The 26506-nt window shown below is 46.4% G+C and carries 30 protein-coding genes; all 30 read left to right on the top strand.

Annotated elements, in window-relative coordinates:
* Positions 1-109: 109 nt before the first annotated feature.
* A complete protein-coding gene (locus tag KKC1_RS12750) occupies positions 110-2551 on the top strand; it encodes a heavy metal translocating P-type ATPase (protein ID WP_272946678.1) in 2442 nt (813 codons plus the stop codon).
* Positions 2552-2689: 138 nt separating this feature from the next.
* The gene (copZ, locus tag KKC1_RS12755; protein ID WP_088554810.1) at positions 2690-2920 is read left to right on the top strand and encodes a copper chaperone CopZ; all 231 of its coding nucleotides are present in this window, start codon (positions 2690-2692) and stop codon (positions 2918-2920) included.
* A gap of 459 nt (positions 2921-3379) precedes the next feature.
* Entirely contained in the window at positions 3380-4372 is a 993-nt protein-coding gene (locus tag KKC1_RS12760) for a hypothetical protein (RefSeq protein WP_088554811.1), read from the top strand.
* 40 nt (positions 4373-4412) lie between these two features.
* Positions 4413-6407 (top strand): heme lyase CcmF/NrfE family subunit, encoded by a 1995-nt coding sequence (locus KKC1_RS12765; RefSeq protein ID WP_088554812.1) that lies wholly within the window; start codon positions 4413-4415, stop codon positions 6405-6407.
* The gene (locus tag KKC1_RS12770) at positions 6391-6885 is read left to right on the top strand and encodes a cytochrome c-type biogenesis protein (RefSeq protein ID WP_088554926.1); all 495 of its coding nucleotides are present in this window, start codon (positions 6391-6393) and stop codon (positions 6883-6885) included. The genes KKC1_RS12765 and KKC1_RS12770 overlap by 17 nt, the downstream gene beginning before the upstream one ends.
* A gap of 39 nt (positions 6886-6924) precedes the next feature.
* Positions 6925-7326, top strand: coding sequence for a hypothetical protein (locus KKC1_RS12775; RefSeq protein WP_088554813.1), 402 nt, complete (start codon positions 6925-6927; stop codon positions 7324-7326).
* A 111-nt stretch (positions 7327-7437) separates the two neighbouring features.
* Positions 7438-8358, top strand: a complete 921-nt coding sequence (locus tag KKC1_RS12780) for a hypothetical protein (RefSeq protein WP_143288755.1) — start codon at positions 7438-7440, stop codon at positions 8356-8358.
* On the top strand, positions 8324-9076 hold the full coding sequence (gene ccmA, locus KKC1_RS12785) for a heme ABC exporter ATP-binding protein CcmA (RefSeq protein WP_088554815.1): 753 nt from the start codon (positions 8324-8326) through the stop codon (positions 9074-9076). The genes KKC1_RS12780 and ccmA overlap by 35 nt, the downstream gene beginning before the upstream one ends.
* Positions 9073-9750 carry a heme exporter protein CcmB gene (locus KKC1_RS12790; RefSeq protein ID WP_088554816.1) on the top strand — a complete coding sequence of 226 codons (678 nt, stop codon included), beginning with the start codon at positions 9073-9075 and terminating at the stop codon, positions 9748-9750. Before ccmA ends, KKC1_RS12790 begins: the two co-directional genes overlap by 4 nt.
* A gap of 2 nt (positions 9751-9752) precedes the next feature.
* Complete coding sequence (locus tag KKC1_RS12795; RefSeq protein ID WP_088554817.1) at positions 9753-10457, top strand: cytochrome c biogenesis protein; 705 nt, start codon at positions 9753-9755, stop codon at positions 10455-10457.
* A gap of 12 nt (positions 10458-10469) precedes the next feature.
* On the top strand, positions 10470-10607 hold the full coding sequence (locus KKC1_RS12800) for a CcmD family protein (protein WP_088554818.1): 138 nt from the start codon (positions 10470-10472) through the stop codon (positions 10605-10607).
* Positions 10608-10630: 23 nt separating this feature from the next.
* Entirely contained in the window at positions 10631-11134 is a 504-nt protein-coding gene (locus KKC1_RS12805; RefSeq protein WP_088554819.1) for a hypothetical protein, read from the top strand.
* 252 nt (positions 11135-11386) lie between these two features.
* Complete coding sequence (locus tag KKC1_RS12810; RefSeq protein WP_088554820.1) at positions 11387-12193, top strand: HesA/MoeB/ThiF family protein; 807 nt, start codon at positions 11387-11389, stop codon at positions 12191-12193.
* 140 nt (positions 12194-12333) lie between these two features.
* A complete protein-coding gene (locus KKC1_RS12815; RefSeq protein WP_088554821.1) occupies positions 12334-13236 on the top strand; it encodes a 4Fe-4S dicluster domain-containing protein in 903 nt (300 codons plus the stop codon).
* Positions 13223-13468 carry a sulfurtransferase TusA family protein gene (locus KKC1_RS12820; RefSeq protein ID WP_088554822.1) on the top strand — a complete coding sequence of 82 codons (246 nt, stop codon included), beginning with the start codon at positions 13223-13225 and terminating at the stop codon, positions 13466-13468. The genes KKC1_RS12815 and KKC1_RS12820 overlap by 14 nt, the downstream gene beginning before the upstream one ends.
* Positions 13468-13671, top strand: coding sequence for a sulfur carrier protein ThiS (gene thiS / locus KKC1_RS12825; RefSeq protein WP_088554823.1), 204 nt, complete (start codon positions 13468-13470; stop codon positions 13669-13671). The genes KKC1_RS12820 and thiS overlap by 1 nt, the downstream gene beginning before the upstream one ends.
* A gap of 5 nt (positions 13672-13676) precedes the next feature.
* Positions 13677-14639: a cysteine synthase A gene (gene cysK / locus KKC1_RS12830; protein WP_088554824.1), complete on the top strand. Its 963-nt coding sequence runs from the start codon at positions 13677-13679 to the stop codon at positions 14637-14639.
* Between the two features lie 135 nt (positions 14640-14774).
* The gene (locus KKC1_RS12835; protein WP_088554825.1) at positions 14775-15053 is read left to right on the top strand and encodes a YHS domain-containing protein; all 279 of its coding nucleotides are present in this window, start codon (positions 14775-14777) and stop codon (positions 15051-15053) included.
* A gap of 132 nt (positions 15054-15185) precedes the next feature.
* Positions 15186-16073 carry a peptidase MA family metallohydrolase gene (locus tag KKC1_RS12840; RefSeq protein WP_088554826.1) on the top strand — a complete coding sequence of 296 codons (888 nt, stop codon included), beginning with the start codon at positions 15186-15188 and terminating at the stop codon, positions 16071-16073.
* Positions 16074-16157: 84 nt separating this feature from the next.
* Complete coding sequence (locus KKC1_RS12845; protein ID WP_202820075.1) at positions 16158-16586, top strand: BlaI/MecI/CopY family transcriptional regulator; 429 nt, start codon at positions 16158-16160, stop codon at positions 16584-16586.
* A gap of 4 nt (positions 16587-16590) precedes the next feature.
* Positions 16591-17583: a M56 family metallopeptidase gene (locus KKC1_RS12850; RefSeq protein ID WP_088554827.1), complete on the top strand. Its 993-nt coding sequence runs from the start codon at positions 16591-16593 to the stop codon at positions 17581-17583.
* Positions 17584-17624: 41 nt separating this feature from the next.
* Complete coding sequence (locus KKC1_RS12855) at positions 17625-18218, top strand: Fe-S-containing protein (RefSeq protein WP_088554828.1); 594 nt, start codon at positions 17625-17627, stop codon at positions 18216-18218.
* A 16-nt stretch (positions 18219-18234) separates the two neighbouring features.
* Positions 18235-19392, top strand: a complete 1158-nt coding sequence (locus KKC1_RS12860; protein WP_088554829.1) for an ABC transporter permease — start codon at positions 18235-18237, stop codon at positions 19390-19392.
* A 45-nt stretch (positions 19393-19437) separates the two neighbouring features.
* Positions 19438-20169 (top strand): ABC transporter ATP-binding protein, encoded by a 732-nt coding sequence (locus tag KKC1_RS12865; RefSeq protein ID WP_088554928.1) that lies wholly within the window; start codon positions 19438-19440, stop codon positions 20167-20169.
* 12 nt (positions 20170-20181) lie between these two features.
* A complete protein-coding gene (locus KKC1_RS12870) occupies positions 20182-21360 on the top strand; it encodes an ABC transporter permease (RefSeq protein ID WP_088554830.1) in 1179 nt (392 codons plus the stop codon).
* A gap of 331 nt (positions 21361-21691) precedes the next feature.
* Entirely contained in the window at positions 21692-22567 is an 876-nt protein-coding gene (locus KKC1_RS12875) for a BON domain-containing protein (protein ID WP_088554831.1), read from the top strand.
* A 163-nt stretch (positions 22568-22730) separates the two neighbouring features.
* Positions 22731-23984: a UDP-N-acetylglucosamine 1-carboxyvinyltransferase gene (murA, locus tag KKC1_RS12880; protein ID WP_088554832.1), complete on the top strand. Its 1254-nt coding sequence runs from the start codon at positions 22731-22733 to the stop codon at positions 23982-23984.
* A 17-nt stretch (positions 23985-24001) separates the two neighbouring features.
* Positions 24002-25159 carry a S1C family serine protease gene (locus KKC1_RS12885; protein ID WP_088554833.1) on the top strand — a complete coding sequence of 386 codons (1158 nt, stop codon included), beginning with the start codon at positions 24002-24004 and terminating at the stop codon, positions 25157-25159.
* Positions 25160-25233: 74 nt separating this feature from the next.
* Positions 25234-25713, top strand: coding sequence for a 23S rRNA (pseudouridine(1915)-N(3))-methyltransferase RlmH (gene rlmH, locus KKC1_RS12890; RefSeq protein ID WP_088554834.1), 480 nt, complete (start codon positions 25234-25236; stop codon positions 25711-25713).
* Positions 25714-25871: 158 nt separating this feature from the next.
* A partial coding sequence (locus tag KKC1_RS12895) for an FAD-dependent oxidoreductase (protein ID WP_143288758.1) occupies positions 25872-26506 on the top strand: 635 nt, incomplete at its 3' end.

The raw sequence follows: 26506 nt of genomic DNA on the forward strand, positions 1-26506 counted from the left end.
TTAAATGGCATTCACTTTAAACTGATAATTCCTATTGACAAACCGGGAATTTTCTCTTAAAATGAATATAGCATACCCCCGTAAGGTATAATAAGGAGGATGAGAAGAAGTGGAAACTCGAGTTCAGGAGAAAAATCTTGCCACGGCTAGTTTTAAAGTTAATGGCATGACCTGCGCCGCTTGTGCCAGCCGCATCCAAAAAGGTTTAGCTAAACTGGAAGGGGTAGAGCAGGCTAACGTTAACTTTGCGGTTGAAAAGGCTAGCGTCCAATATAACCCAGAGAAGGTTGGATTGTCGGATTTTATTAAGACGGTAGAACAATTGGGCTATAGAGTTCCGGCAGAAAAAGTACAACTGGCTATTACGGGGATGAGCTGTGCCGCCTGCGCCGCCAAAATTGAGAAAAAACTTAATGGCCTCCCGGGAGTTAAGGCCGCCCGGGTTAACCTGGCCACCGAAAAGGCTACGGTTGAATTCATCCCCGGAACGATTTCCGTCAAAGATATGATTGATGCGGTAGAACAGCTCAATTATGGTGCCCACCGGATTGATGATGATGCAGGGCGTGATGCAGAGAAAGAAGCTAGAGAAAGAGAGATACGCAGGCAAAAGATATTCTTTATATTTTCAGCTATCTTCTCCTTCCCGCTGGCCCTGTACATGTTTGGTGAATTACTAGGTATGCGGGGGGTCTGGCCTGATATTCTGTTCAATCCTTACTTCCAGCTGGTCTTGGCTACACCAGTGCAATTTATTGCGGGTTGGCAATTTTATAAGGATAGTTATATAACTTTGAAGAATAAAAGTGCCAACATGTCAGTTTTAATTGCCATGGGTACTTCGGCGGCGTATTTTTACAGTCTGGCAGTTACCTTTTGGGGTGATCGGTTCGGCCAGCATGAAGTCTATTACGAGACCGGGGCCATAATCATTACCTTGATTATCCTGGGTAAATTGCTGGAGGCTATTGCCAAGGGCAGGACATCTGAAGCTATTAGAAAACTTATGGGGTTACAGGCCAAAACGGCTCGAGTTATCCGTAATGGCCAAGAGTTAGACATTCCGGTTGATGAAGTGGAGGTAGGAGATATTGTAGTAGTCCGACCGGGAGAAAAAATACCGGTGGACGGCATCATCATAGAAGGTCATTCCAGTGTTGACGAATCCATGCTTACGGGAGAAAGCATCCCGGTAGATAAGAAACCGGGCGATGAAGTTATTGGCGCTACGGTTAATAAACACGGTTCTTTTAAATTTAAGGCAACCAAGGTGGGTAAGGATACAGCCCTAGCCCAGATTATCCGGTTAGTAGAAGAAGCTCAAGGTTCCAAAGCTCCTATCCAGCGGATGGCCGATGTAATATCTGCTTATTTTGTACCGGCGGTGGTAGCCATTGCCGTAGTAACCTTCCTAATATGGTACTTTATTGTCGACCCTGGGAACTTTACGAGAGCTCTCATCAACTTTACTGCCGTGTTGGTGATTGCCTGTCCCTGCGCTCTAGGATTGGCTACTCCTACTTCAATTATGGTAGGTACCGGTAAGGGTGCTGAAAACGGAATTCTCATTAAGGGTGGAGAGTATTTGGAAAAAGCCCACAGATTAAATGCCATTATTCTCGACAAGACAGGTACCATTACCAAAGGGGAGCCGGAGGTAACTGATGTGGTGGGCCTAAACGAAATGAATGAAGAAGAAATCCTGCGGCTGGCGGCAATCGCGGAGAAGAATTCGGAACATCCCTTGGGGCAGGCCATTATCGCGGGGGCCAAGGCGAAAGGGATGGATATACCCGATCCTAACAATTTTAACGCTATACCCGGACATGGAGTGACCGTAGAGGTAGAAGGAAAACATATATTGTTAGGTAACCGCAAGCTGATGCGGCAGCACGGAGTAGAGATAGCTGAGGTCGAGGAGAAAGTACAGGAACTGGAGAATCAGGGTAAAACGGCCATGTTGATGGCCGTAGAAGGCAAAATGGCCGGAATTATAGCGGTGGCTGATACAGTGAAAGAGCATTCTCAAGAGGCCATAAAGGACCTTCAACGGATGGGCATCGAGGTGTGGATGATTACCGGAGATAACCGCCGTACAGCGGAAGCTATTGCTAAGCAGGTCGGAATTAAGCATGTAATGGCCGAAGTTTTACCGGAGGATAAGGCTAATAAAGTACAGGAGTTAAGGCAGCAAGGCAAAGTGGTAGGAATGGTGGGAGACGGGATTAATGACGCTCCTGCCTTGGCTGCAGCCGATGTGGGGTTTGCCATCGGAACTGGTACCGATGTAGCTATGGAAGCGGCAGATATTACCCTTATACGAGGAGATCTGAGGGGGATTGTAGCCAGTATACAATTGAGTAAGGCCACTATGCGCAACATAAAGCAGAACCTGTTCTGGGCTCTGGCCTATAACTCGGCCGGTATTCCGGTTGCCGCGGCGGGACTTTTGTCTCCAGTTTTGGCCGGTGCCGCTATGGCTTTCAGTTCTGTGTCGGTCGTTACCAATGCTCTGCGACTGCGCCGCTGGCGGTTTAAGCCGTCCCACTAAAGTTTATTTTTCCTATTGACAAAGCAGGAATTGTTACTTATAATAGCAGCAAACCTGCCAGATACCCCCGGCAGGTAACAGCTTTAATTGCTAGCTTAATTATTACGAATAAAATCTAACTACAGGAGGTGATTCCAGATGCCCCATTGCTGTGGACCGGCTGTAGAAACCACTGTACTAAAGGTGGAAGGAATGTCCTGCGGCCATTGCAAAAATGCGGTGGAGAACGCTCTTAAAGCCCTGGACGGAGTGCAGAAGGCAGAGGTGGATTTGCAAAGTAAAAAGGTAACCGTTACTTACACTCCGGGGAAAGTAAATTTAGACGCTATGAAAAAGGCCATCGAGGATGCCGGATATGAAGTTAAATAAGAACAAGAGCCAGTGTTAACTGTGGGAGTGCCAGGAGAACTACCGAAAAACTAAAGGTCTTTTGGCACTCCTTTGCTATATTATATGTCGAGCATTTCTTCCGCCAGGAGGTATTCTTACCGTGCCCAGGACGTTATCGAGGATCAAATCTGGTCTGACGGTTTCGAGCTTTCTTACCCCCTGAAACCTAACCAAAAGTATAATTTTCTAGCTAATTATGGCTGATAAAAAATTACCATCAGGGCAGGAATTTTGCTCGAGAAAAGAGAATAAGTTTATGGAATTGATAGAGGGCTTGTATTTTTGAAATCTAAAATATGATAGATAAAGGTTTATACATTTGTAAACGGGTGGGGTGTTCGACCCTTATTTTTACGAAAACCTATGTGAAAAACGTTACAAAAAATTGAGAGAAAAACAGGAAGCTGCTAGAAAACTTTCAGTTTAAGGAGGAAGAGCATGGTAAAAAGTCGGATTAAAAGGACCATAATTTCCATCTTAATTTCAGTTGTAATGGTAAGTTACTTTCTGACTCCGGCAGTAGCTGAAGAGAAGACCCTGACTATGAAGCAGCTATATTATTCTATCTGGCCGGAATATGACAAACCGCAAGTTTTGGTCATTTACACGGGTACTTTTGTAAATAACACGGGCCAACCTTTTTCCGGTGAACTGGAGTATAACATTCCTAAAGGTGCCCAGATTAACATGGTATGTGAAACGGAGAAAGGCATGCTCTGCCAGCGGTACATTACCAAGGATATGGGCGATTATACCAAAGTCATTTGGAAGCCTTCTCGCACTATCCAGCCGGGTGAAGAATTTCCGGTTATGTTCGAATATTATATTGATTATTTAAAAGGGCAGGGACCTGAAAAATCTTTTGAGCATATTTTCCGGCCCGCATTTCCCATCGAGAATCTAAGTGTAGAAATTCGCCAGCCGGCGGATTCCAGCAACTTTAAATTAGAGCCCGAACCCCAGGCTTCCCAGAATGATGTTCAGTCCGGCGTTCAGTTTACAAATTATTATTATTCTTTCACCAATTTAACTCCCGAAGATCAACTGACTTTCAAGGTCAGTTATACCCGGGAAACAAACAAGCCCTCGGTAACAACCAATACTAACACTAATAGCGGTGGACAGGCTGACACGGCTTCCGTTACTCCGGTCAACACTACGGTAATTGTACTTCTTGCTGCTTTTTTGATTGTTTTGGCTGCTTTTCTGGTTTATGCGATCAATGCCAACCGGGCGGGAACGGCTGCCCAAAGCTCGCGGTCTAAATCTAAGAAACGCGGCAAAAGTGGACCAACGGGTAAAAAAGCCGGAGGCTCGCAAGATAAGGAAGACCTTAAGAAGCAGAAAAGGAAATTAAGACAGATGTTGCTGGACGGGAAAATCAGTGAGGAAACATACCAACAGCTGCTTGCGGAGTTAGAGGAAGAGTAGGCTGGTTGGCAAGGTTCATAAAGTTTGAGGAGGTATGGCAATGGCCGAACTGGGTTATTTATCACTTATCCTTGCCATTGGAGTCAGTATTTACGCCGTGGCCGGATATATTATAAGTATTAAAACGCAAAACGAACGGCTCATGAACAGTGCCAAAGGGGGCGTGATGGCGGTAGCTTTTCTGACCACCGTGGCCTCCCTGATTCTCATTTATTTGTTAATAACTAGTAATTTTCAAATTAAGTACGTATACCATTATACCAGTAAAAATTTGCCGGTTTTTTATAAATTTGCTGCCTTTTGGGCAGGTAATGCCGGGTCAATGCTTCTCTGGGCATGGGTGCTGGCCATTTATACGGCCATCGTGGCTTATTCCAAGAAAAATCAGGAACTTGAGACGACCCCATATGCTACTACCGTGCTGCTGATCAACAACCTATTTTTTCTCTTGTTGCTGGCTTTTGTTACCAACCCGTTTGAAAAGTGGCCGGGTGTTCCACCCGAAGGATCCGGGTTAAACCCCATGTTGCAAAATCCGGGGATGGTATTCCACCCGGTAACCTTGTATCTCGGTTACGTCGGTTTTGCCGTTCCGTATGCCTTTGCCATGGCAGCCCTAATTACCAGGAAAGTCGATGATACCTGGATCAAAATAACGCGTCGCTGGACGGTTATTGCCTGGATGTTTTTAAGTCTGGGCAACCTGTACGGTGGTCAATGGGCTTACGTAGAACTGGGTTGGGGCGGCTACTGGGGCTGGGACCCGGTAGAAAATGCCTCGTTTATCCCCTGGCTGACCGGAACCGCTTTCCTCCATTCGGTGATGATCCAGGAACGGAAGGACATGTTGAAAATTTGGAATATGGCTTTAATTATTGTTACCTTTGCCCTGACCATTTTCGGTACCTTTATGGTTAGGAGCGGGGTGTTTGTTTCGGTTCACTCATTTGCCAACTCTTCTTTGGGAACCTGGTTTCTCGCCTTCCTTGGCATCATTTTGGTTGTTTCCCTCTACCTGCTGGTAGACCGGATTAACCTGTTGAAGGAAGGTAATGAATTCGAATCCTATATTTCCAGGGAGAGCAGCTTCCTGCTGAACAATCTTCTTCTGGTCGGATCTGCCTTTGCCGTATTCTGGGGCACCGTTTTCCCCATAATTTCCGAAGCCGTGAGGGGAGTAAAAGTAACCGTCAGTGTTCCATTTTTCAATCAAGTGAACGCTCCCATCCTTTTAGCCATGCTTTTTGTTATGGGTGTCTGTCCCCTGATTGCCTGGCAGAAATCTTCGTTGAAAAATCTGAAAGATAATTTTCTTTATCCTGTACTTGTGAGTATAATCTTTGGAGTAGTCCTGTACTTTTTGCTGCCGGTGAAGAGAATCTACCCCATCATAGGTTTCAGCGTAAGCTTCTTTGTACTAGCCACGATCTTTTTGGAATTTTACCGCGGAGTTAAGGTGCGTCACCGGATGACCGGAGAGAATTATCTCACTGCTCTGTGGCGGCTTTCTGTACGAAACCGTCGCCGTTACGGCGGCTATATAGTCCATTTGGGCATTGTGATTATAGCCTTTGGCATTATTGCCTCTCATGCTTACAAACTGGAAACCACCCAAACGGTTACTCCCGGCGAACAGATTACCCTGGGCAAGTACACTATGACTTACCAGGGTCTCAGGCAGCGTTATGAAGGGGAAAACGCCGTAGTTTATGCTGAAATGCCGGTAACCAAAGATGGAAAGTACGTAGGTACTATAGCACCGGAAAAAATATTTTATAAGACGTGGGATCAACCCTCTACCGAAGTGGCGATAATGGGCAGTTTGACCGAAGATTTGTATGTGGTGCTGGCCAGTTGGGACCAAGGGGGTAAGGAAGCGACTTTTGAAGTTCATGTCAACCCGCTGGTCAGTTGGATATGGATTGGAGGTTATGTGTTGATTTTAGGAACCATTTTTGCGGTCTGGCCCGGAAGAGGGAGCGAACTTGGACCCAAGTATTCAAGAGGAGTTGGACGCTATGCGGTTAAGGGTTAACCGGCGGATTTTGGTATTATGGGTAACAATTTTCCTATTAATCCCCCTTACAACTCAGGGGTGGGCGGCCGGCGTCGTTGATGAAGAGCTTTTCAAAAAGATTGAAGCCAACCTGATGTGCACCGACGGGTGCGGAATGTACCTGAAGGCCTGTGATAATTATACTGCCCAGCAAATGCGTGAGGAAATCAGGCAGAAACTGGCGGAAGGAATGAGCGAAGAGGAAATTTACGGATATATGATAAGTATTTATGGTGAAGAAGTTATGGCCGCTCCTCCGCCCAACGTGCCGTTTAACATTACGGCATGGGTGACGCCTTTTCTAGCTATTCTAGGCGGTGGGCTGGTAATATACCTGGCCCTGGACAAGTGGGTATTCTACCGGGAACAGAACCGCCAGGCAGAGGAAGAACTGGATGAAATTGAGGCGGCAGAGTATGAGGAAATTTTGAATGAAGAAATGAAGAAGTATTACTAATTCGGTTAAGCTGTTATAAGAGACCGGGGAGGGATACTGGTGGAAATTCTTTTGGGGCTCATAATAGTGGGTGTGCCCGTGTTTCTGATTGGATATCCTTTGATCAAAAAGGAAGAGCCGTCTTACAGAAAAGTTCGTTATAGCGATGAGGAAGATTCTTTGGAAAAGCAGAAGGAATCTGTCTTCACTACTTTAGGGGAAATAGAATTTGATTACCAGATGAAAAAACTTTCCGAAGAAGATTATCAATTTCTTAAAAATATGTATAAAAGACAGGCTATAAATATTTTGAAGGCACAGGAGGAGGAAGAAATGTCCCTTCTAGATCAGGAATTAGAAAGTGATGAACTGGAGGCTCAGATTGAGAAGGAGATTGAACTGGAAATAGAAAGAGAAGTCCAGTTGTTGCGGTATAGAGAGGGAGAAGGCAAGAAGGAGTAAGAGCTTATGAAAGAATGAGGTGAATGAATGTTGTTCTCGATCAAGAAGGTAAAAACGTTAGTTGTATTATGCCTCATTTTGGCGTTTGTTCTTTCAACAGGGGTGGCAGTTTTGGCCGAGGAAACTAAAACCGATTTTGAGAAACAGACATCATCTGAGAGTTCTTTGTACATAGAAGTCGACCACCTGTACTTGATCCCGGTAGAGGAGGGTAAGCTGCAGGTAGGAGAGCGGGTTGTCTTTACTAATCCCGGGCAGGATACTATTGAAGGTCGAACGGTAAAATTCGATTTACCGGAAGGTTACAGTGAGTTGCAGTATGTGGAGGGAATAGACCGGGACGCAACAGAAGTAACAGATAACCAACTTACGGTTACCAGAGATTTCGCTCCCGGCCAGGCAACCTTAGGAATTAAATATTTACTCACTTCCACAACTCCCCATTATGTTCTGAAGAAAAGTTTTGATTATCCTACTAACGTGTTTTATATTGTTACAGCCCCAGAGGGAGTAGAAGTCACTGGAGATAAGATAGTAGATGCGGGAATCACGTCCCTGGGGGATCAAGACTACCGTTTCTACGTGGCGGAGAATTTGGTGCCAGGAGAAGCGATAGACCTGCGGGTTACGGTAGGAGTGCCTACCGGTGGTGGAGGCGGGAGCGTTATCCCCTCGTCATCTTCGATGAAATTTCACAGTCCGGCCCATATTCGCTTTTGGCGAGAATCGCCCTTTAGAGGGATGAATCCTCACTTGTTCCTGGTTATAGTTATTTTGTTACCCACTGGATTTGCCGCTTACGGTATTTACCGCTGGAGAACGCAAAAGGCAGAATTAGAAAACGTTGATCCGGAAGAAGAGCTGTTCCAAAAACTCCTGGCTAAGCAAAAATCCTTGTTGGAAAAGATCAAGGAACTGGAGGAGCAGTTTTCTGACGGCAAGATAGATGAGGAGACTTATAAGGAGCTCAGAGACGCTTATAAACGGCGATTAGTTAATGTTAAGCTTAAGCTCAAGAAACTGGCCGGGTAGGAGGGAAGGGCCCATTATTACCGCATCTAATTTAACCAAGAAAATTGGCAGTAAAACCATACTGCAAGATATAAATTTAGAGATTCATTCAGGGGAGTTTGTCACCATTTTGGGTCCCAACGGAGCCGGGAAAACAACCTTGCTGAAGATTTTGTCTCTTTTACTCCAGCCTACGTCTGGGGAATTGCTGATTAATGGAAACAAGGTAGGAGATAATGCCATTAAATTGCGACGGCAGATCGGTGTTATTTCTCATCACACTTTTCTTTATGACAACCTAACGGCTTATGAAAATCTACTTTTTTACGGGAAGATGTACGGAGTTACAAACCTGAAAGAAAGGATTCAAGAAGTTATTGAAGAAGTTGGCCTGGAATATTGCTTGGCCGACCCGGTGAGAACGTTTTCCAGGGGTATGCAGCAGAGGCTTTCCATTGCCCGGGCTATAATTCATAATCCTTCTATTTTGTTTCTGGATGAACCTTACACCGGCCTGGACCAGCACGCTATTGGTATTTTAAATCGCGTGCTGGCGCGTCTGGCTAATGAGGATCGCACTATATTCCTTATTACCCACAATTTTGAAGAAGCACTCAAGCTGAGCAACCGGGTTGTTATTTTGGTGAAGGGGAAAATCGTATATCAGGGTGAAACGCAGCAACTGACTGCCGAACAGTTCAAGCAATTGTATCTTGAGTATGTGGAGGGAGCTGGATGAAATTTGTAGTTCAGGTCGGAAACCTGGTTTGGAAGGATCTCACTAACGAATTTCGTACTAAAGAAATGCTCAGTTCCATGCTTATATTTTCCTTCCTGGTAATTGTAATTTTTGCCTTCGCCTTCAACCCTGCTCAGGCAACTACCCGGGAGGTGTTTCCAGGCATCATCTGGGTAGGTTTTAGTTTTGCGGGAGTACTAGGTCTTAATCGCTCCTTCACTACCGAAAAATATAATGACTGCCTGATGGGATTAATGCTGGCACCGGTAGACCGAACAGTAATCTACTTTGGTAAAGTGATTACCAATTTCATATTAATGGTTATAATAGAAGTCATTTCGCTACCTTTGTTTTTTGTACTTTTTGACTATAAACCTCAAGGGAATCCCTGGCTGCTGATCCCAATAATGTTTTTAGGGACCTTAGGTTTTGTGGCCGTGGGAACCTTTCTAGCGGCGCTTTCGGCCAACACCCGGGCCAGTGAAATTTTACTGCCTATCATTCTTTTCCCTATAATCGTTCCCGTGATAATCGCCGCTGTTCAAAGCACCGCCGGCGCGCTGACGGGGAAGGAATGGAGTGAAATAGGTCGCTGGATTAAGCTGCTGGCGGTCTATGACATCGTATTTTTGGCTGTGCCGTTTATACTGTTTGATTATGTTTTGGAGGTGTAGCCATGGAGTACCGGGGCTTGGATACCGGTAGGTACCACCGGGTTTTAGGTTGGGTAACCTTTGTGATGCTTCTTGCTGCTCTATACTTCGTCTTTCTTTATGCTCCCCTGGAGAAAGTTATGCGAGAAGTTCAGAAGATTTTTTATTTCCATGTAGCTTCGGCCTGGAACGCTTTTTTTGCTTTTTTCATCGTCTTCGTGAGCAGTATTATTTATTTGAAGACTAGGGACCGGCGCTGGGATACGGTGGCAGCTATATCGGCGGAAATTGGGGTGCTGTTCACTACCTTGGTCCTAATAACTGGTCCCATCTGGGCGCGTAAGGCCTGGGGCATCTGGTGGAACTGGGAACCGCGTTTAACTACCACGCTTATTCTCTGGTTTCTGTACCTTGCTTACCTTCTCATTCGTTCTTCCGGGATGGAAGGGGAGAAAAAGCACCTATTAGCCGCGGTTTTCGGAATTATCGCCTTCATCGACGTCCCCATAGTTTTTTTTGCTATCCGCTGGTGGGGCGCAATTAACCACCCGGAAGTGGTTAAAGGCAGTGGGGGCGGTCTGCATCCCAAGATGCTTCATGCCTTGATTGTTAGCGTCTTGGCCTTTACTTTTCTGTACTTCTACCTGTTGCAAAAAGGGCTGGCTATTGAGCGGTGTCGACAGCGAATCCAGGAGATAAAGAAAGTTCTCCGGGAAAAATTTGATTAGGAGGTTCTAGATATGGGTTATTTGGTGGCTGCCTACAGCATTATTTGGGGTTTTATCTTTTTCTATACCCTCATTTTGGGGAAACGACAGAGAAAACTGATGCATGAAATTGAGCTTCTCCAACGGGCAATTCAAGGGAAGAAAGAATAAATAGGGCAGGAAAGGTTGAGAATATGCAGCGGAGATGGTTGATTCTTTTGGGGGCGGTCGTTGTAATTGGGGCGATAGTGGCGGTTTATTCCGTTTCTTCAAAAAAATTACCTGAGCTGAATGAAGACAGTTTTCCACAAGCTTTAGCGGGAATGCCGCTGGTCCACCTGGTTACGGGAGAGCAGGCTATTGCTCAAATCAGCAAACTGCACGGGACTAATATTCCTATAGAAAACGGGTATATTGCCATGTACCGCTCGGAAGACAGGCAGGCGGTATTATGGATATCGGAGTCGGCTACCTCGGAAGAAGCTGAAGAATTACTCAAAATTATGGATGAAAAAATGCCCGGCAGTTCCGCGTTTAGTAACTATACCGTTAAAGTAATTGACGGCAAGACTTACTATTATGTTACGGGGATCGGCATGCATAACTATTATTATTTGAAGGGAAATAGAGTTTACTGGCTGGGCACTAATGTTGAGCCGGCTGAAGACATTCTTAAGGAAGCGGTTAAACTATTCTGAGGGAGCAGTCACCGGAGTGACTGCTTTCTCTGCCTCAGCAGGGATGTAAAGTTAAGGAGGCTCTAGTGTTTGCGCTCGTTCCGCTTGGCACTCAGCCCGGGGAAAGTTCGTTGGGATAAATTAGTTCAGGCATAAAGTCGCTTGCTACCAAGCAATATAGTTGGTTGACTTGCCGGTGAAAGTAGGTGTATTATATTTTATAGATTGGCGTATATTCCGATATACATATAAGGAATTTTGGAGGGGAATAAGATGAATTTTAACGAGGAACAGATACTGCGCTATAGCAGGCAGATTATTCTGCCGGAGGTCGGCGGGAAGGGGCAGGAGAAACTTCTGCAGTCGAGGGTTCTAATAGTAGGTGCGGGCGGTCTGGGATCACCGGTGGCCTATTATCTCACAGCAGCCGGCGTCGGGCATATCGGTATTGTGGATAGCGATGTGGTAGACCTGTCGAACCTTCAGCGGCAGATTCTCCACCGCACTGCCGACGTAGGCAAGCGGAAGGTGGATTCTGCCCAAGAAAAGTTAGAGGCCCTGAACCCCGATGTAGAGATTATTACCTATCATACCCGTTTGGGCAAAGAAAATGTCCGGGAATTAATTGCCGATTATGACCTGATAATTGACGGGGTAGATAATTTCCCCGCACGGTACCTGTTAAATGATGCTTGTGTTTTGTCAGGTAAGACGTTGGTAGAAGCCGGAATTTTACGCTGGGATGGAATGGTAATGACTATTAAACCCGGGGAGGGGCCGTGCTACAGATGTGTGTTTCCTTCTCCGCCCCCGCCGGGAGCCGTTCCCAGCTGCCAGGAGGCCGGGGTAATCGGGGCGGTAGCCGGAGTCATGGGAGTATTGCAGGCAGGGGAAGCGTTAAAAATATTGTTAGGGGTAGGCAAACCCTTGGTGGGACGATTGCTTATCTTCGATGCGCTGGAAAGCAGGTTCCGAGAAGTTGAGGTGGCCAGAAATCCAAAGTGTCCTGTGTGCGGGGATGAGCCTGCTATTACGGAACTGGTGGAATATGACCTGCACTGCCAGATTAGAGGCCGATAAGTTACCCGAGCCCTCTCGCAGGAGAGGGTTTGTTTTTTGCCACATTTTCCTTGACAACTCTTAAGGGATTATTCTACAATAAAACTAAATCAATATCCTAAATTCAGATTGAAATACTTGGAATTAAAGAGGTGGGGGTTATGAAAATTGATTACACAGAATTGAAGAAGGGGGGTTTTATAAAACAGCGCCAGAAAAACACCTTTGTGATGCGTTTACGGACGATCGGGGGGAATTTGAGCAGCGAGCAATTGAGGCAAATTGCCGCTTTGGCGGACAAATACGGTAAGGGGTATGTGCACCTAACTACGCGCCAGGGGGTAGAAATACCATGGATTGAGTTACAGGATTACGACGCATTGAAAAGGGAAATACGCGATCGGGGGTTACATCCCGGCGCCTGCGGACCGCGTGTAAGGACCATAGTCGCTTGTCCCGGTAACGAAATCTGTGGTTACGGCCTCATAGATGTCCGTTCTCTGGCGGCAGAATTGGATGAACGGTTTTTCGGACGGGACGTCCCTGTGAAAATTAAGATGGCAGTTTGCGGTTGTCCGAATTCCTGCGCCAAGCCTCAGGAAAACGATCTGGGCTTTGCCGGAATGGTGGAACCGGTTTTAGTAGAAGAAAAATGTATAAGCTGCGGTGTATGCAGTGAGGTCTGCCCGGCTGGGGCCATCGATATATCTGGAGGCATTCCTAAGATGAATAAGGACAAATGTCTCTATGAGGGCAATTGTATAGCTTCCTGTCCCAGCGAGGCCTGGCAGGCGCGGCGAGTTGGGTGTACGGTCTACGCAGGGGGTAAAATGGGACGCTATCCTCAACTAGGGCAGCCGGTTGTTCCCTTTGTACCGGAAGGACAGGTGGCCGACGTGGCGGAAGCCTTTCTGCAGACTTTTTTAGAGCTGGCCCAGCCCAACGAGAGGATAGCTGACGCTATTAATCGGGTTGGTATAGAAAAGTTTCGGGAGAAGGTATACCTGAACTGGGATGAGATTAAAAAAGGTTCCGGGGGTGAATTGGTCCATGAAAAACTTTAAAGCTAATGCCTTTCTAGATGTAACCAATGACGTATGTCCGTTAACCTTCGTCAAAACTAAACTTAAGCTGGAAGAGATGGCGCCGGGAGAAATTCTGGAGGTCATTTTGAAGGCGGGTGAACCGGTGCAAAATGTACCGCGAAGCGTTAAAGCGGAGGGGCACAAAATTATTAAGCTGGAGAAGTTGAATGATGACCGGGTCAGACTGCTAATAGAAAGGGGGGATTCCTAGTGGAAATTTTGTTGAATGGTGAAAGGCACAACCTGCCGGAGGGCAGAACTATAAGTGAGTTACTGGCTGAACTGGAACTAAGTCCTGACGTAGTCTCCGTCAGTTTGAACGGTACTGTACTTAAAAAAGAAGAGTTCGATGGGACTGTTCTGCAGAACGGTGATGCGGTAGAGATTATGCTCTTTATGGGCGGAGGGATTTAGCAGGAATGGGCAACGGAGTACAAATAGCGGAAAGTATTCTTCAGTACATAGGCAATACTCCGATGATACGTCTCACCCGGTTGCCCTCCGCCACTGATGCGGAAATTTTAGCCAAGTTAGAAAGCTTTAATCCAGGGGGTAGCGTAAAGGACCGTATCGCTGCGTACATGGTGGAAGTAGCCGAAAGGCAGGGGAAGCTCAGGCCGGGAGGGACAATCATAGAAGCTACCAGCGGAAACACTGGTATTGGATTGGCTATGGTGGCGGCGGCGAAAGGATATAGATTAATTTTGGTTATGCCGGAAACCATGAGCGTGGAAAGGAAAAATCTCCTTCGGGCCTACGGGGCCGAACTTTATCTGACCCCTGGACCGGAGGGGATGCAGGGTTCAATTGAGCTGGCGGAACAGATGCTACGAGAACATCCGGATTATTTTATGCCTCGCCAATTCGATAACCCGGCCAACCCGGAGATTCACCGTCTTACTACCGCCCAGGAGATACTGGAGCAGACGGGGGGACGTCTGGATGCCTTTGTAGCCGGTATCGGAACGGGAGGGACCATTACCGGGGTAGGAGAGGTATTGAAGGAACAACTATCTCACGTACGTATCATAGGTGTTGAACCGGAAGCATCAGCGGTACTGTCCGGCAGGCCCCCGGGTCCCCACAAGATTCAGGGCATCGGGGCTGGATTTATCCCCAAGGTATTAAACCGGGATATTTTAGATGAGATCGTTACCGTAACAGATGTAGACGCGTATCTTACCTCCTTGGAGCTGGCTGAAAAGGAAGGTATATTGGTAGGCATTTCGGCAGGAGCTGCGGTGTTTGCTGCTTTACAGATAGCTAAAAGATTGGGCAAGGGTAAAAGGGTGGTCACCTTACTTCCTGACACCGGCGAACGGTACCTTAGCCTGAAACCATATTTTAAGTTAGACTTAAGAAAACGGGGAATTAAATGCTAAAGTTATTTTGTCGCTCCAACTGATTTTTGTAGCTGAGAGTAGTTGCACCTCCAACTGAAACGATGTATACTAAGGAGTAGTACTACAATAAGTAGTATAAAAACGGAATGGCGGTAACGGACAGGAGGGAAGACTTTGGAATTATCCAACATTTTATCTTATCTGCTGTTCTTCTTGCTAATATGGTTTATGTTCCGACGTGGCGGTTGCTGTGGGGGGCATATGCACCATACGTCTCACCAGACTTCCCATGAGAAAGAACCGGGGAAGGATACGGCTAAAGATCCTGTTTGCGGAATGACCGTTCGTAAAGAAGAAGCAATTCACCGTTCATATAATGGCCAAGAATATTATTTTTGTAGTGAACGTTGTCTTCAGGCCTTTGAAGACAACCGGAATAAGCCAGTTTTATAAACAGGAGGGAAGGGACCTCCTGTTTTAATTTTCCTGAACTCTGGAGTAGAAGTAATTACCAATGAGAGGTAGTCATATATACTGTATAATGAGGGGAGAGAGGCAAGAGCGATCTTTGGGGGAGGGTTAACAGTGCCTTTTTTGGAGTTTTACGGCTTGCGTCTGGAAACGCTGGGAAAAATTCTGGCCGCTGTTTTAATAGGCTGTTTTTTTATCTCTGTGGCTATCTATCAAAAATACCCTGGCTGGACCAGGATGGCTGTCTACGGTGTGATTCGAGAACTGGCCAGAAAACATGTGGAATTTAAAACACGCAGTTGGCCGGAGCTGCAGAGCCGGCATTTTCTAGTGAGATATCAACCCCAGGATGCATGGGTGGCTCGACTGGTGTTGGAGACCGCTGAGGAAAGCTACCTGCCACTAGTCCGCAAATTAGGGCTGGAGCCGCCTGGGAAGGTACCTATAATCATTTATCCTGATCGGGTTTCCTTGAACCAAAGCTTCGGCTGGGATGCAGACCAAAGCGCTATGGGAGTTTACTGGGCAGGTGTCATTCGTATTCTTTCCCCTAATGCGTGGATTGAAACGGTGGATAGAGACTCTTTGGCTGATACCTTTAAGAGCACTGGCCCCATGGCCCATGAAATGGCTCATTTGCTGGTAGATTACCGTACGCAGGGGAATTATCCGCGGTGGCTTACCGAGGGGATTGCTCAATACCTGGAGCGGGAAATCACCGGCTTTCAGTTTGAAGAGTATAGAATTAATCCGGACACCCAATTCTATTCCCTGCGGCAAATGGATGCACAGTTTGACAGGTTGCCGGACCAGCCTTTGGCCTACTGGCAGTCCTTGGCTATAATTGATTACCTGGTAGGGCGTTATGGATGGGATATTGTAGGTAGCATACTAGATGGTCTGAGGCAGGGTAAGAATTTGAATACGGTATTTCAAGACCAACTAGGAATGAGTTTAGCTGAGGTTGAAAAGAATTTTATAACTTGGGCGAGAAATCGGTGATAAGTAGTCAACATACTATTGCGTGTAGTAAATATGGGTGGTATAATTTAGGTAGTTCTTCAAATGTGAAAGGAGGAACAATCCTTGTCGTTTAAAAGGGTATTCACCGAATTCAAGCCTCGCCGGAGAGGGTTGAGTAAGGTGCTGGGCGACCTGGAGGCGGCAGTCATGGAAACGGTTTGGAAAAAAGGAAGAGTATCGGTAAGAGATGTGTATGAAGAGCTTCGTCGCGAGAGGCAGATCGCCTACACTACGGTGATGACAATCATGAGCCGACTGGCGGATAAAAAAATTCTTTATAAAGAAAAGCAGGGGATAGCCTATTACTATACTCCTCTCTACTCAAAGGAAGAATTTACCCGTTCCTTTGTTCGTGAGGTAATTGACGGTCTCTTGGAAGATTACGCAGAATTTGCTTTTTCCCATTTTATTAACCGCCTGCAAGAGGAAGATGAAGAGAAAATTCTGGAGCTAGAAAAGATTATTAGAGAACGACAGCGGAAAGGAGACTAGATTGGTGACCGCTGTAAATTCATTTCTGCATACATTTTCTATTTATGTTATTCTGGGCACCCTGCTGAGCTTCATCTTGGCTCAGTTCAGCATTAGAATTCTAGGCCTCCGGGAGGTTTCCAGCAAGATACGCCTCATGTATTTGACTCTTACCATTCCTTTTCTGGCCTATCTAGTTATTCAGGTGTTGTTCCCTCGGGTAGGCATTTATCAAGTTTATCAAGCGTCCACTTCCGAGCTTCGTTATCTTTTTGCTGTAATGTGCCAAATAGGATACTGGGTTTCCCTGATAATTACTCCTTTTGCCATGCTGGTGGTAGCGCTTATCGCAGCTAAAATAACTTTGGGCATTTGGACTGGTAAACAACTGATTACCAGGTTCGGTTATGCTTCAGATAAGAAATATCCGGAAGTTTTTGCCGTCCTGCAACAGCTTGCCGACAAGTTAAGAATAGCGCCGCCTCGGGTGGTGGTTGCTTCAGGCCTGGGCTATGATGCCTTTACTATTGGTTGGTTAAGACCTGTAATTGTTTTATCCCGGCAACTGATAGAGAGTATAGATACTGATGAACTGGAAGCTGTTTTGGCTCACGAATTGGCTCATGTGCGGCGGCGGGATAATTTGACCAACTGGATAGCCGGTGTCTTGCGAGATCTTATGTTTTTCACTCCTGTAGCCTTTTGGAGCTATGCTATCCTCCGGGACGAAAAGGAAAAAGCCGCCGACGACCTGGCCGTAAACATCACAGGTAAGCCTCTGGTCTATGGGGCTACCTTAATTAAGATTTGGAAGAAAGCCCGGGAGTCCGGTTTTGATAAGATGAAGGGTTGGGGATTCTATGCCGTCGCTTCCAGTTATTTAGGTTCGAAAAATCTTCTGGCTGCCCGGATACATCGTGTCCTGGAACGCCCGCAGGTTCCGTCATCCAATTGTTTCATGAGCGTATACCTGTTAATTATCTTCAGCGTAGGGTTCTTCTTATCATTTGTATGTTAAAAATGAGATTTTCAACCTGAGACGCTGTAAGGAGGTAAAACATGATTGCTGGTGCTGATAAACGAAAGGAGTTTTTAAGCGGAGAAAAGCGTTATCGGGGACCTAACCGGGTCGTTTTGTTAGTTTTTGGTCTGGTTGCCGTAGTGGGAGTTGCCTGGTTTGTAATGGCTACCAGGGACACGGCAGTCGTTCCCCGTAGATATGAGGGGGGGACTTATAACATAGGAAGGTCGGTTAGCTACAAAGGACAAGTCATCAGTATGACGGACATAGAAAATCGGGTAGAAAACGGAAAGATAATCATACCCTTACAGGAGGTAATCGATAACAAAATAATCTATACAGAATATACTGCGCCCAACGGCGAGGTTAAGGCCGTTACCTCTTTCATAACTCCTGCCGGCAGGGTAGTGGTAGCTATAGCAATGTGTGAACCTTGCCGGTCCCAGCGTTTCCGGATAGAGGATAACATTTTGGTCTGCGAAACCTGCGGTACGCGTTGGTATCTAAACGATCTACGGGGTATTTCCGGGGGATGTCCCCAGTATCCGCCGGAAGAACTACCTTATGAGGTTAAAGAAGGTTTGATCTACTTTGATGAAGAAATTGTAAAAGAATGGCAACCTAGAATATAGTTTAGGGGAGATTGAAGTGCGTTTGGACAGCATTGCCTTCAACAGTTTGCGGCGGCGCAAGGCTAAAATGTTTTTTCTTCTTTTAGGTATGACCGTTGCAATGGCCACGGTGGTCACTCTGTATTCCATCACCACCGCCATGAACCGGGAGTTGGCCGATACCTTTGACGAAATTGGGGCCAACATTATGGTAGTCCCGAAGGCAGACGATTTATCTATCTCATACGGGGGAGTAAATATACTAGCTTCTGCTGATGATGTGAATAAACTAACGGTAAATGATGTGATTGCTATTAACACTATTCCCAACCGGGAAAATATTGCTTATGTAGCTCCGAAACTGTTGGGCATCGGTGTAGTCGAGGACGAAAAGGTGATGCTGGTAGGGGTTGACTTTCCTTATGAACTCAAGCTGAAAAAATGGTGGACATACGAAGGAGACAAGCCGTACCGAGCAGATGATCTTCTTTTAGGAAGCCGGGTGGCGCGGAAGCTGGGAAAAAAGCCCGGGGATAAGGTGGTTATTAACGCGCAAGAGTTTAAGGTTACTGCTGTTTTAAAGGAGCAAGGGACTGAAGAAGACGATCTAATATTTATGAATCTGCTGACTGCTCAAACTTTACTGGGGAAAGAAGGGGAACTCAGTTTTATTGAAGTAGCGGCTTATTGCACTACTTGTCCCATCGAAGAGATTGCTCGACAGATAAGGGAAAAGCTACCTCATGCCCAGGTAAATATTCTGGCCGAAGCGGTTAAAGCCCGGCAGGAAGTTATAGATCGATTTACTTACTTTTCCTACGCAGTATCGGCGGTGGTGGTTTTGATCGGAATGCTGGTCGTGATGGTAACCATGATGTCTTCAGTCAGTGAACGCACCCGGGAAATAGGGATCTTCCGGGCCATGGGCTACCGGAAAAGCCATATTTTCGAGATAGTGCTCACGGAGGCTATGATAGTAGGTCTGCTGGGAGGCGTATCCGGCTATCTTCTTGGAATACTTTCGGCCAGGAGCCTGGCCCCAGCCATTGCCCAGATGCAGGTGCAGATACCGTGGAACCTTTTGGCAGGCGGGGTAATTATTTTGGCGGCGGCCGCTTTGGGGGTACTGGCCAGTTTGTATCCAGCCTTAAAAGCTGCTAAACTTGACCCGGCGGAGGCTTTAAGGTTTATTTAAAAGGATTCGGTTTCTTTTACCTACCGTTTGCGGAGGTGCATTATGGTGAGCCTGATCAAGGTGGAAAACGTTACCAAGGTCTATGAAAGTGGAGAAGGCCAGGTTACGGCTTTAGGAGGGGTAAGTTTCGAGATTGAAGAAGGAGATTTTGTGGCTTTGATGGGCCCTTCCGGTTCCGGTAAAAGCACCCTGCTTAGTATTTTAGGTGCTCTTAATCCTCCTACCAAGGGGGAAGTTGTGATTGATGGTATTCCTGTCTACCAATTGAAACCGGAAAGAAGGGCTGATTTTCGCAGCGCTTATATTGGTTTTGTCTTTCAGCAGTTTCAGTTGATTCCTTATTTGACTGCTATAGAAAATGTAATGCTTCCCCTGGCTATTCTCCGTTATTCCCACCAGGAGCAATTGGAAAAGGCCAAAAGCGTACTGGAAAAAGTGGGGTTGGGCAACAAATGTTCTCGTTTGCCCAATCAGCTATCCGGGGGAGAGCAGGAGAGGGTAGCGATTGCCCGGGCTATCGTCAACGAACCTCCTATTATTTTGGCCGATGAGCCTACCGGAAGCCTGGATTCCAAGACGGGAGAAGAAATTATGCGCCTTTTTCAGTCTTTAAACCGGGAGGGGCTGACTATCATTATGGTAACCCATAATGTGGAGAACCTCTCCTACGTGAAAAGGGCGCTCTATATGCGGGATGGCTTAATTGATAAGATAGAAACAAATCCCGGAGCGCTGCGGGAAGGTAGCGGGGAATCTCTGGCTTTTGCCGGTCGTTAAGGAGTGAATAGGGTGCGCTTAACAGATATTGCCGTAAGCAATTTGAAGATTCGAAAATTAAAAGTAACATTTTTAATTTTAGGGATGGTCATAGGAATTAGTAGTATTGTAGCCCTCTCAACTATTACTCGTACCATGCAGGCAGAGCTGGAAGACAAGTTTGCCCAGATGGGAAGAAGAATCGTAATCACCCCATACACGGAAAAATTATCTCTCTCTTATAGTGGTATTACTGTGGCTTCCGGCGTGTCTTATGAAACGAAGAAAATGTCCGAGGAAGTGGTGGAAAAAGTTAAAAATATACCTTCCCGCGACCGGATTACGATTATAGCTCCCAAACTTCTTTCAGCAGCCCAAGTCGAAGGCAAGCGGGTATTGGTCGCGGGGGTAGATTTTAACAGTGAGTTCACTCTAAAGCGCTGGTGGAAGGTAGAAGGGAAAAGGCCGGAAGCGGCGGGAGAGATTATCATGGGCAGTAAGGTAGCCGAACAACTCGATAAAAAACCGGGGGAGGTAATAAAACTAGCGGGCAAATCATGGACGATAGCCGGCATCCTACAGGAAACGGGAGAAGAAGACGATAAAATTGTCTTTATCGATTTGCGAGCAGCCCAAGAAGCTTTTAACCAGCCGGGTTACATTAGTTTCCTGGAGCTTAACCTGCGCAGGGAATTAGATAATCCCAAGGATGAACAGGAAGCCGAGAAGGTGATTAACCAATTACAAAAGACCTTGGATAATGTCAAAGTGGCTATGATAAAGGACCAGAACGAAGCCCGTAAGGAAGTGGTAGAGCGGTTCGCCAAGTTTTCGGTACTGGTCTCGGTGGTAATCTTATTTATCGGGTGGTTGATTATCCTTAGTACCATGATGTCTTCCGTTAGCGAGCGTACTCAAGAAATAGGTATTTTCCGCGCTATCGGCTTCCGGCAGAGGCATATCATGTGGATTATTCTTACCGAAGCCGCTATTGTTAGTTCCATCGGTGGTATTCTGGGGTATTTGGTGGGAATGGCTGTTGCTTATCTGGTTGCTCCTTATATTGCCCAAATTCAGGCCGGTGTTCAGTGGGATCCCTTGTTTGGCCTCGCGGTAATCCTTCTGTCGGTGCTGGTCGGTCTTGTGGCCAGTGTATATCCGGCGATGCGGGCTGCCAGGTTGGACCCTGTGGAAGCGTTGCGTTTTATATAGGGAGTTGAACGCGTGAGTTATTGAGTTGGAATTTGTTTAAAAAGTAAGAGGAATTTTTGTTACTACGTTGAATAGTATATATAGGGTTACTAATAATTATAGTACTACAATTTGTCCGAGAAAGGGGGTGCAACCTGTGCTTCGTAAGCGCTACATGCTGCGCCCTGTAGCTCACTGTGAAGGCGGCCATTAGCCGGTAATAGTCCTGGGCATGACGTAAAACTGCCCTTCTATTTTTTTATCTGGAAAACAAAAGAGTAACTGAATAATTTGTTGTTAGCGGCTAACAATAAAAATACCCATAACCTTTTTAAGAAGGGAAGGAGAACGGGTGCAACCGGACGATGGTCGATTGCAGGGAATGATTGAGTCCGTATTGGCGGATCAGATGCGTTTAGATTCTTTTAACATTGACCTCAAGGTAAAAAACGGTGTCGTACAAATGATGGGTGTGGTAGATGTCCTGGCCGAGAAAGAAAGAGCAGAAGAACTGGTTAGCAGTATTCCCGGAGTTCGCCGGGTTGAAAACTATCTTACGGTAGCTACCGACGGGACGATAAGTGACGAGGAAATTGTCCGCGAAATAAGGCGACGATTGGAGAAATACGGGGATGAGGTACTGAGGCAAGTACAGGTGGAGGTAAAAGGTGGAGTTGCTGTCCTCAAGGGCAGCTTACAAACTTTAGCCCAGAAACATGCCCTGGTAAAAGCCTGTCAAGAGGTAAAAGGAGTTAAAACGGTACGTAGTGAGCTACAGGTCCAATTGAATAAACGGGACGATGCTAGCATAACCAATGCGGTCGAACTGGCTCTTTCCAGGAATCCTCAGGTTGACGTCAAAGATGTAGTAACATTTACCAAGGATGGAGAAGTAACGCTAACCGGAATAGTCAAATTTCCCGAAGAGATAGAGGCTGCTTTGCGTGCAGCTTCATCGGTGGCTGGAGTCAAAGCGGTTCATAATCGGTTAAAGTCGTTAGTCGACACTAATGACCGGGACTACCAGCTTACTAACTTGCTTCGTCGGAAGTTGCGGGACGACCCCCGGGTCAGTCCTGGTCAGGTCAAAGCTTTTGTTATGGAAGGGATAGCCTACCTCAGTGGTGAGGTCTACACATTGGAGGCCAAGGAAGCTGCGGAAGCCATAGCTCATAACCTGCAGGGGGTCCGAGGGGTAAGTAATGATATATTTGTCGCCCGCCATTAGCAATCTACAAAAAAACGAACGCATGCAGGATTACTGCATGCTTTTTATATTTTTGCCTCAGGAATTACCGCCTTTGAAGGAAGTGAAGAAGGAATATAACATTGGCTCCCGAATATAGTAGGTGTTGAAGACAAAGACGTTTAGTTAAATGAGAGGAGACATTATGGCGAGGTTAATAATTGACGGGGGTAAGCGGCTGCAGGGGAAAGTCCGGATAAGCGGAGCCAAGAATGCTGCTTTGGCCATAATCGCAGCCAGTGTGATGGCTGAGGGCGAGACTATTTTAGAAAACGTTCCGTGTATAGCTGACGTAGAGTATCAGTTAGATATTATTTCCGGAATGGGGGCAGAAGTGAAATGGCTGGACCCCAATACGGTTCGTCTGGTAGTACCGGATACCATCAGCAGTAGTGCCCCTTACCGATTGGTCAAAAAGTTACGTGCCTCGAACCTGTTGTTGGGAGCTTTATTGGCCCGTAAAGGAATGGCCGAGGTGCCCCTGCCGGGAGGTTGTGATATAGGTGCTCGTCCTATGGATCTGCATTTTAAGGGGTTAACAGCTTTAGGTGCTGAAATTCGACTTAAACACGGCTTCGTAGTAGCTCGGGGAAACTGTTTATCGGGCACGCGTATATACTTGGATTTCCCGAGCGTAGGAGCTACGGAGAATATCATGATGGCTGCCTGCCGAGCTTCCGGGGTAACCGTTATCGAGAATGCGGCTAAAGAGCCGGAAGTAGTTGACTTAGCCAATTTTTTAAATGCTATGGGGGCTAAAGTTCGGGGGGCCGGTACTGACCTTATCAAGATAGAAGGAGTTTCGGATCTACGGGGAGTCCGGTATGCGGTAATACCTGATCGAATAGAGGCGGGAACTTACATGATTGCAGCGGCTGCTACCGGAGGAGATGTGTGGGTGGATAACATTATTGCTACTCATCTGCAGCCGATTATTGCTAAACTGCAGGAAGTAGGAGCAGTGGTGGAAGAAAAAGAAACGGCAATTCGGGTTATCGGTAGAGAAAAATTATTTTCTACCGATGTAAAAACGTTGCCCTACCCGGGTTTCCCCACTGATTTGCAGTCTCCTATGATGAGCCTCCTGGCGGTAGCCAAAGGGACCAGCATTATCAGAGAAAATATTTTTGAAAACCGTCTTCAGGTAGCTGAAGAGTTGAAACGGATGGGCGCCTCTGTTAAAGTAGAAGGTCAGGTAGCTGTAATTGTGGGTGTGGAGCAGTTATACGGGGCCCGTGTGAACGCACCCGATTTGCGAGCAGGCGCGGCTCTGGTAATAGCAGGACTGATGGCGGAAGGTACCACCGAAGTGTTAAATGCCTCCGTTATTCATCGAGGTTATGAACATTTAAAAGAAAAGTTGACCGCGCTGGGAGCTTCAATTCAAGTCCATACATAATTTAAGGAGGGAACCAGGTGAGTTACTTTGAACGCGATGCCTATTATTACCGGGAGAGAAAACCGGGATATTTCTTTATCATTGTAGTAGCTTTACTCAGTGGTATTATAGGAGGGATTGTGGCACTTAGCCTGAGTCCTTACCTCTTTCCAGAGGTTGTCCCCCCTATCTTAGAAGAACCCCAGGAAAAAAAAGAAAAACAGGAAGCTCAGTTACCGCCCGTACCCTACAATCCCGCGGAGTCTCCGGTGGTCGCCATAGCCCGGCAAGTAGGCCCGGCAGTCGTAGGTATTACCAACTTGCGAGGGCATGATTTTTTTAATAACCAGTTAGTGTCAACAGGTTCGGGAGTTATTTTTGACAGGGAAAATGGCTATATCGTTACTAATTATCATGTGGTGGCCGGTGCCCAAAAAATACTGGTTAATCTTGATGAAAAACGTCAGTACACCGCCCGACTGGTCGGCGGGGATGAGCGTACGGACCTGGCAGTGCTGAAGATAAAGGCCGACAACCTGCCTGAAGCTAAATTTGGCGATTCCACGAAGTTACAGGTGGGGGAAATGGCGATAGCCATCGGGAATCCTTTAGGAAGAGAATTTGCCCGTTCCGTAACGGTAGGGGTAATAAGTGCTTTAAACCGGGAAGTTACGGTAGAAAGTCCTACCGGTGAAGCTATCACCCTCAAGCTGATTCAGACTGATGCGGCTATTAACCCTGGAAATAGCGGCGGGGCTCTGGTCAACGCTCGGGGAGAAGTAATTGGCATAAACAGTGTAAAAATTGCCCGCGCCGATGTAGAGGGAATGGGATTTGCCATTCCTATTAGTGATGCCCAGCCCATTATCCAGCAGTTAATTGAAAAAGGTTATGTCAGCCGACCATTTATCGGTATTTACGACTTTCGGGAAATTACCGAAGAAATGTCTGAATGGTACGGCCTTCCGGTGGGTATATATGTAGGTGGAATTGTACCGGGGGGACCAGCGGAAAAGGCAGGCATGAAACCGGGAGATATTATAGTCAAGATTGACGATGAAATTATTGCGTCTTTCGAAGATTTACAGAAAGTATTATACCGGCATCAAGTAGGAGACCGCGTAACTATAACGGTGATCAGGAATGGAAAGCGTTTAACCCTGCCGGTAATACTAGGTGAAATGCCCCGAAGATAACCTGTAAGCCACGGTTAAAACCGTGGTTTACTAATTTGTTGGTGAAGTGATGAAGGGAGGCGGGAGAGAGTAAAATGCATGTTTTGATAATTGCGGTAGGGAAGTTAAGGGAAAAGTATCTCCAACAGGGAGTAAGGGAATACGCGAAAAGGCTCAAACCATATGCTCGTTTGGAAATAATAGAGGTACCTGAAGAGAAGGTTAGTGAAAAAGTGTCTCCTGCCGAAAAAAGGCAGGCACTGGAAAGAGAAGCAGAAAAGGTCTTAAGGTATCTCCCGGACAAAAGCCATATGATAGTTTTGGATATTCAAGGGAAATTGCTTTCTTCGGAGGAATTTTCCCGTTATCTGGAAGATTTGAGTTTGCGTGGACAGAGTAACATCGCCTTTGTTGTGGGTGGGCCTTTAGGGCTTGATCCAAAGCTTATATCCCGAGCCGACTTTCGTCTTTCTTTCTCTCCCATGACCTTTCCACACCAACTGGCCCGCTTAATCCTCTTGGAGCAGATCTACCGGGCCTTCAAAATATTGAGGAATGAACCATATCATAAGTAGTTACGGCAGGTTGGCGAGGTTTTAACAATTTTGGAGAGGCACAAGGTGTCTTGTTTTTTCGACTATAAGGGTAGGAGCAGGGATTTATAGTCACAGTCGCGAATGAAATTAAAAGCTGCTGAACTGTCTGCGGGAAACTAATCCCGAGGAGGAAAAATATGGGAGCGGTGGCAGCAGTATTTACGGCCCTTTTTTTACTGCTGTTCTTTCTAATATTTATATTGTTATTAAATTACCGCAGCTCTAGAAGAAAAGTTAAGAAAACCAGAAGGCTGTTGTGGGTTATTCTTGCTGCTTTTATCTTCGGCGGAGGAGTTTTGGCCGGGCTGGTCAAGCCGGAATATATAGGAAAGTTTCTCTGGGAGAGTCGGTGGAGAGAGCTGGCATTTTGGTTGCAGACCTACGGACAGGAACCTTACGATGTATTGGTAGTAGGAGGGGAACCGGAAGGTATTGCGGCTGCTGTTTCCGCAGCCCGTAATGGAGCTCGAGTGCTTTTAATTGATAAACATAAGAGTTTGGGAGGGCTTTTTACTTATGGTATGCTGAACGTTCTGGACATGAATTATGGGCCGGAAGGGGAGTTGCTGACGGGAGGAATTTTTCAGGAATTTTATGAAGCCATGGGGGGCGAGGCTTTTGACGTAGAGACGGCTAAGGCGTTTTTCCACGAGTTGGTTGAAAAGGAAGAAAACATTACCTTGTCCTTAGAAACCCGTTTCCTAGAGCCAATTATGGCTTGGGATGAAAAAACGGTCATCGGGGTAAAAGTAAAACAGAAAGGAGTTCCCCG

It is taken from the genome of Calderihabitans maritimus (genome assembly GCF_002207765.1).
In the GTDB taxonomy this organism is placed as follows: domain Bacteria; phylum Bacillota; class KKC1; order Calderihabitantales; family Calderihabitantaceae; genus Calderihabitans; species Calderihabitans maritimus.

Excerpts from the sequence above, each read along its gene's own strand:
- cysK (WP_088554824.1), top strand. The coding sequence starts at position 13,677 with ATGGGCAACGGAGTACAAATAGCGGAAAGTATTCTTCAGTACATAGGC.
- KKC1_RS12760 (WP_088554811.1), top strand. The coding sequence starts at position 3,380 with ATGGTAAAAAGTCGGATTAAAAGGACCATAATTTCCATCTTAATTTCA.
- KKC1_RS12795 (WP_088554817.1), top strand. The coding sequence starts at position 9,753 with ATGGAGTACCGGGGCTTGGATACCGGTAGGTACCACCGGGTTTTAGGT.
- KKC1_RS12810 (WP_088554820.1), top strand. The coding sequence starts at position 11,387 with ATGAATTTTAACGAGGAACAGATACTGCGCTATAGCAGGCAGATTATT.
- rlmH (WP_088554834.1), top strand. The coding sequence starts at position 25,234 with ATGCATGTTTTGATAATTGCGGTAGGGAAGTTAAGGGAAAAGTATCTC.
- KKC1_RS12805 (WP_088554819.1), top strand. The coding sequence starts at position 10,631 with ATGCAGCGGAGATGGTTGATTCTTTTGGGGGCGGTCGTTGTAATTGGG.
- KKC1_RS12820 (WP_088554822.1), top strand. The coding sequence starts at position 13,223 with ATGAAAAACTTTAAAGCTAATGCCTTTCTAGATGTAACCAATGACGTA.
- KKC1_RS12815 (WP_088554821.1), top strand. The coding sequence starts at position 12,334 with ATGAAAATTGATTACACAGAATTGAAGAAGGGGGGTTTTATAAAACAG.
- murA (WP_088554832.1), top strand. The coding sequence starts at position 22,731 with ATGGCGAGGTTAATAATTGACGGGGGTAAGCGGCTGCAGGGGAAAGTC.
- ccmA (WP_088554815.1), top strand. The coding sequence starts at position 8,324 with ATGTTAAGCTTAAGCTCAAGAAACTGGCCGGGTAGGAGGGAAGGGCCC.
- KKC1_RS12770 (WP_088554926.1), top strand. The coding sequence starts at position 6,391 with ATGCGGTTAAGGGTTAACCGGCGGATTTTGGTATTATGGGTAACAATT.
- KKC1_RS12800 (WP_088554818.1), top strand. The coding sequence starts at position 10,470 with ATGGGTTATTTGGTGGCTGCCTACAGCATTATTTGGGGTTTTATCTTT.
- copZ (WP_088554810.1), top strand. The coding sequence starts at position 2,690 with ATGCCCCATTGCTGTGGACCGGCTGTAGAAACCACTGTACTAAAGGTG.
- KKC1_RS12855 (WP_088554828.1), top strand. The coding sequence starts at position 17,625 with ATGATTGCTGGTGCTGATAAACGAAAGGAGTTTTTAAGCGGAGAAAAG.
- KKC1_RS12790 (WP_088554816.1), top strand. The coding sequence starts at position 9,073 with ATGAAATTTGTAGTTCAGGTCGGAAACCTGGTTTGGAAGGATCTCACT.
- KKC1_RS12765 (WP_088554812.1), top strand. The coding sequence starts at position 4,413 with ATGGCCGAACTGGGTTATTTATCACTTATCCTTGCCATTGGAGTCAGT.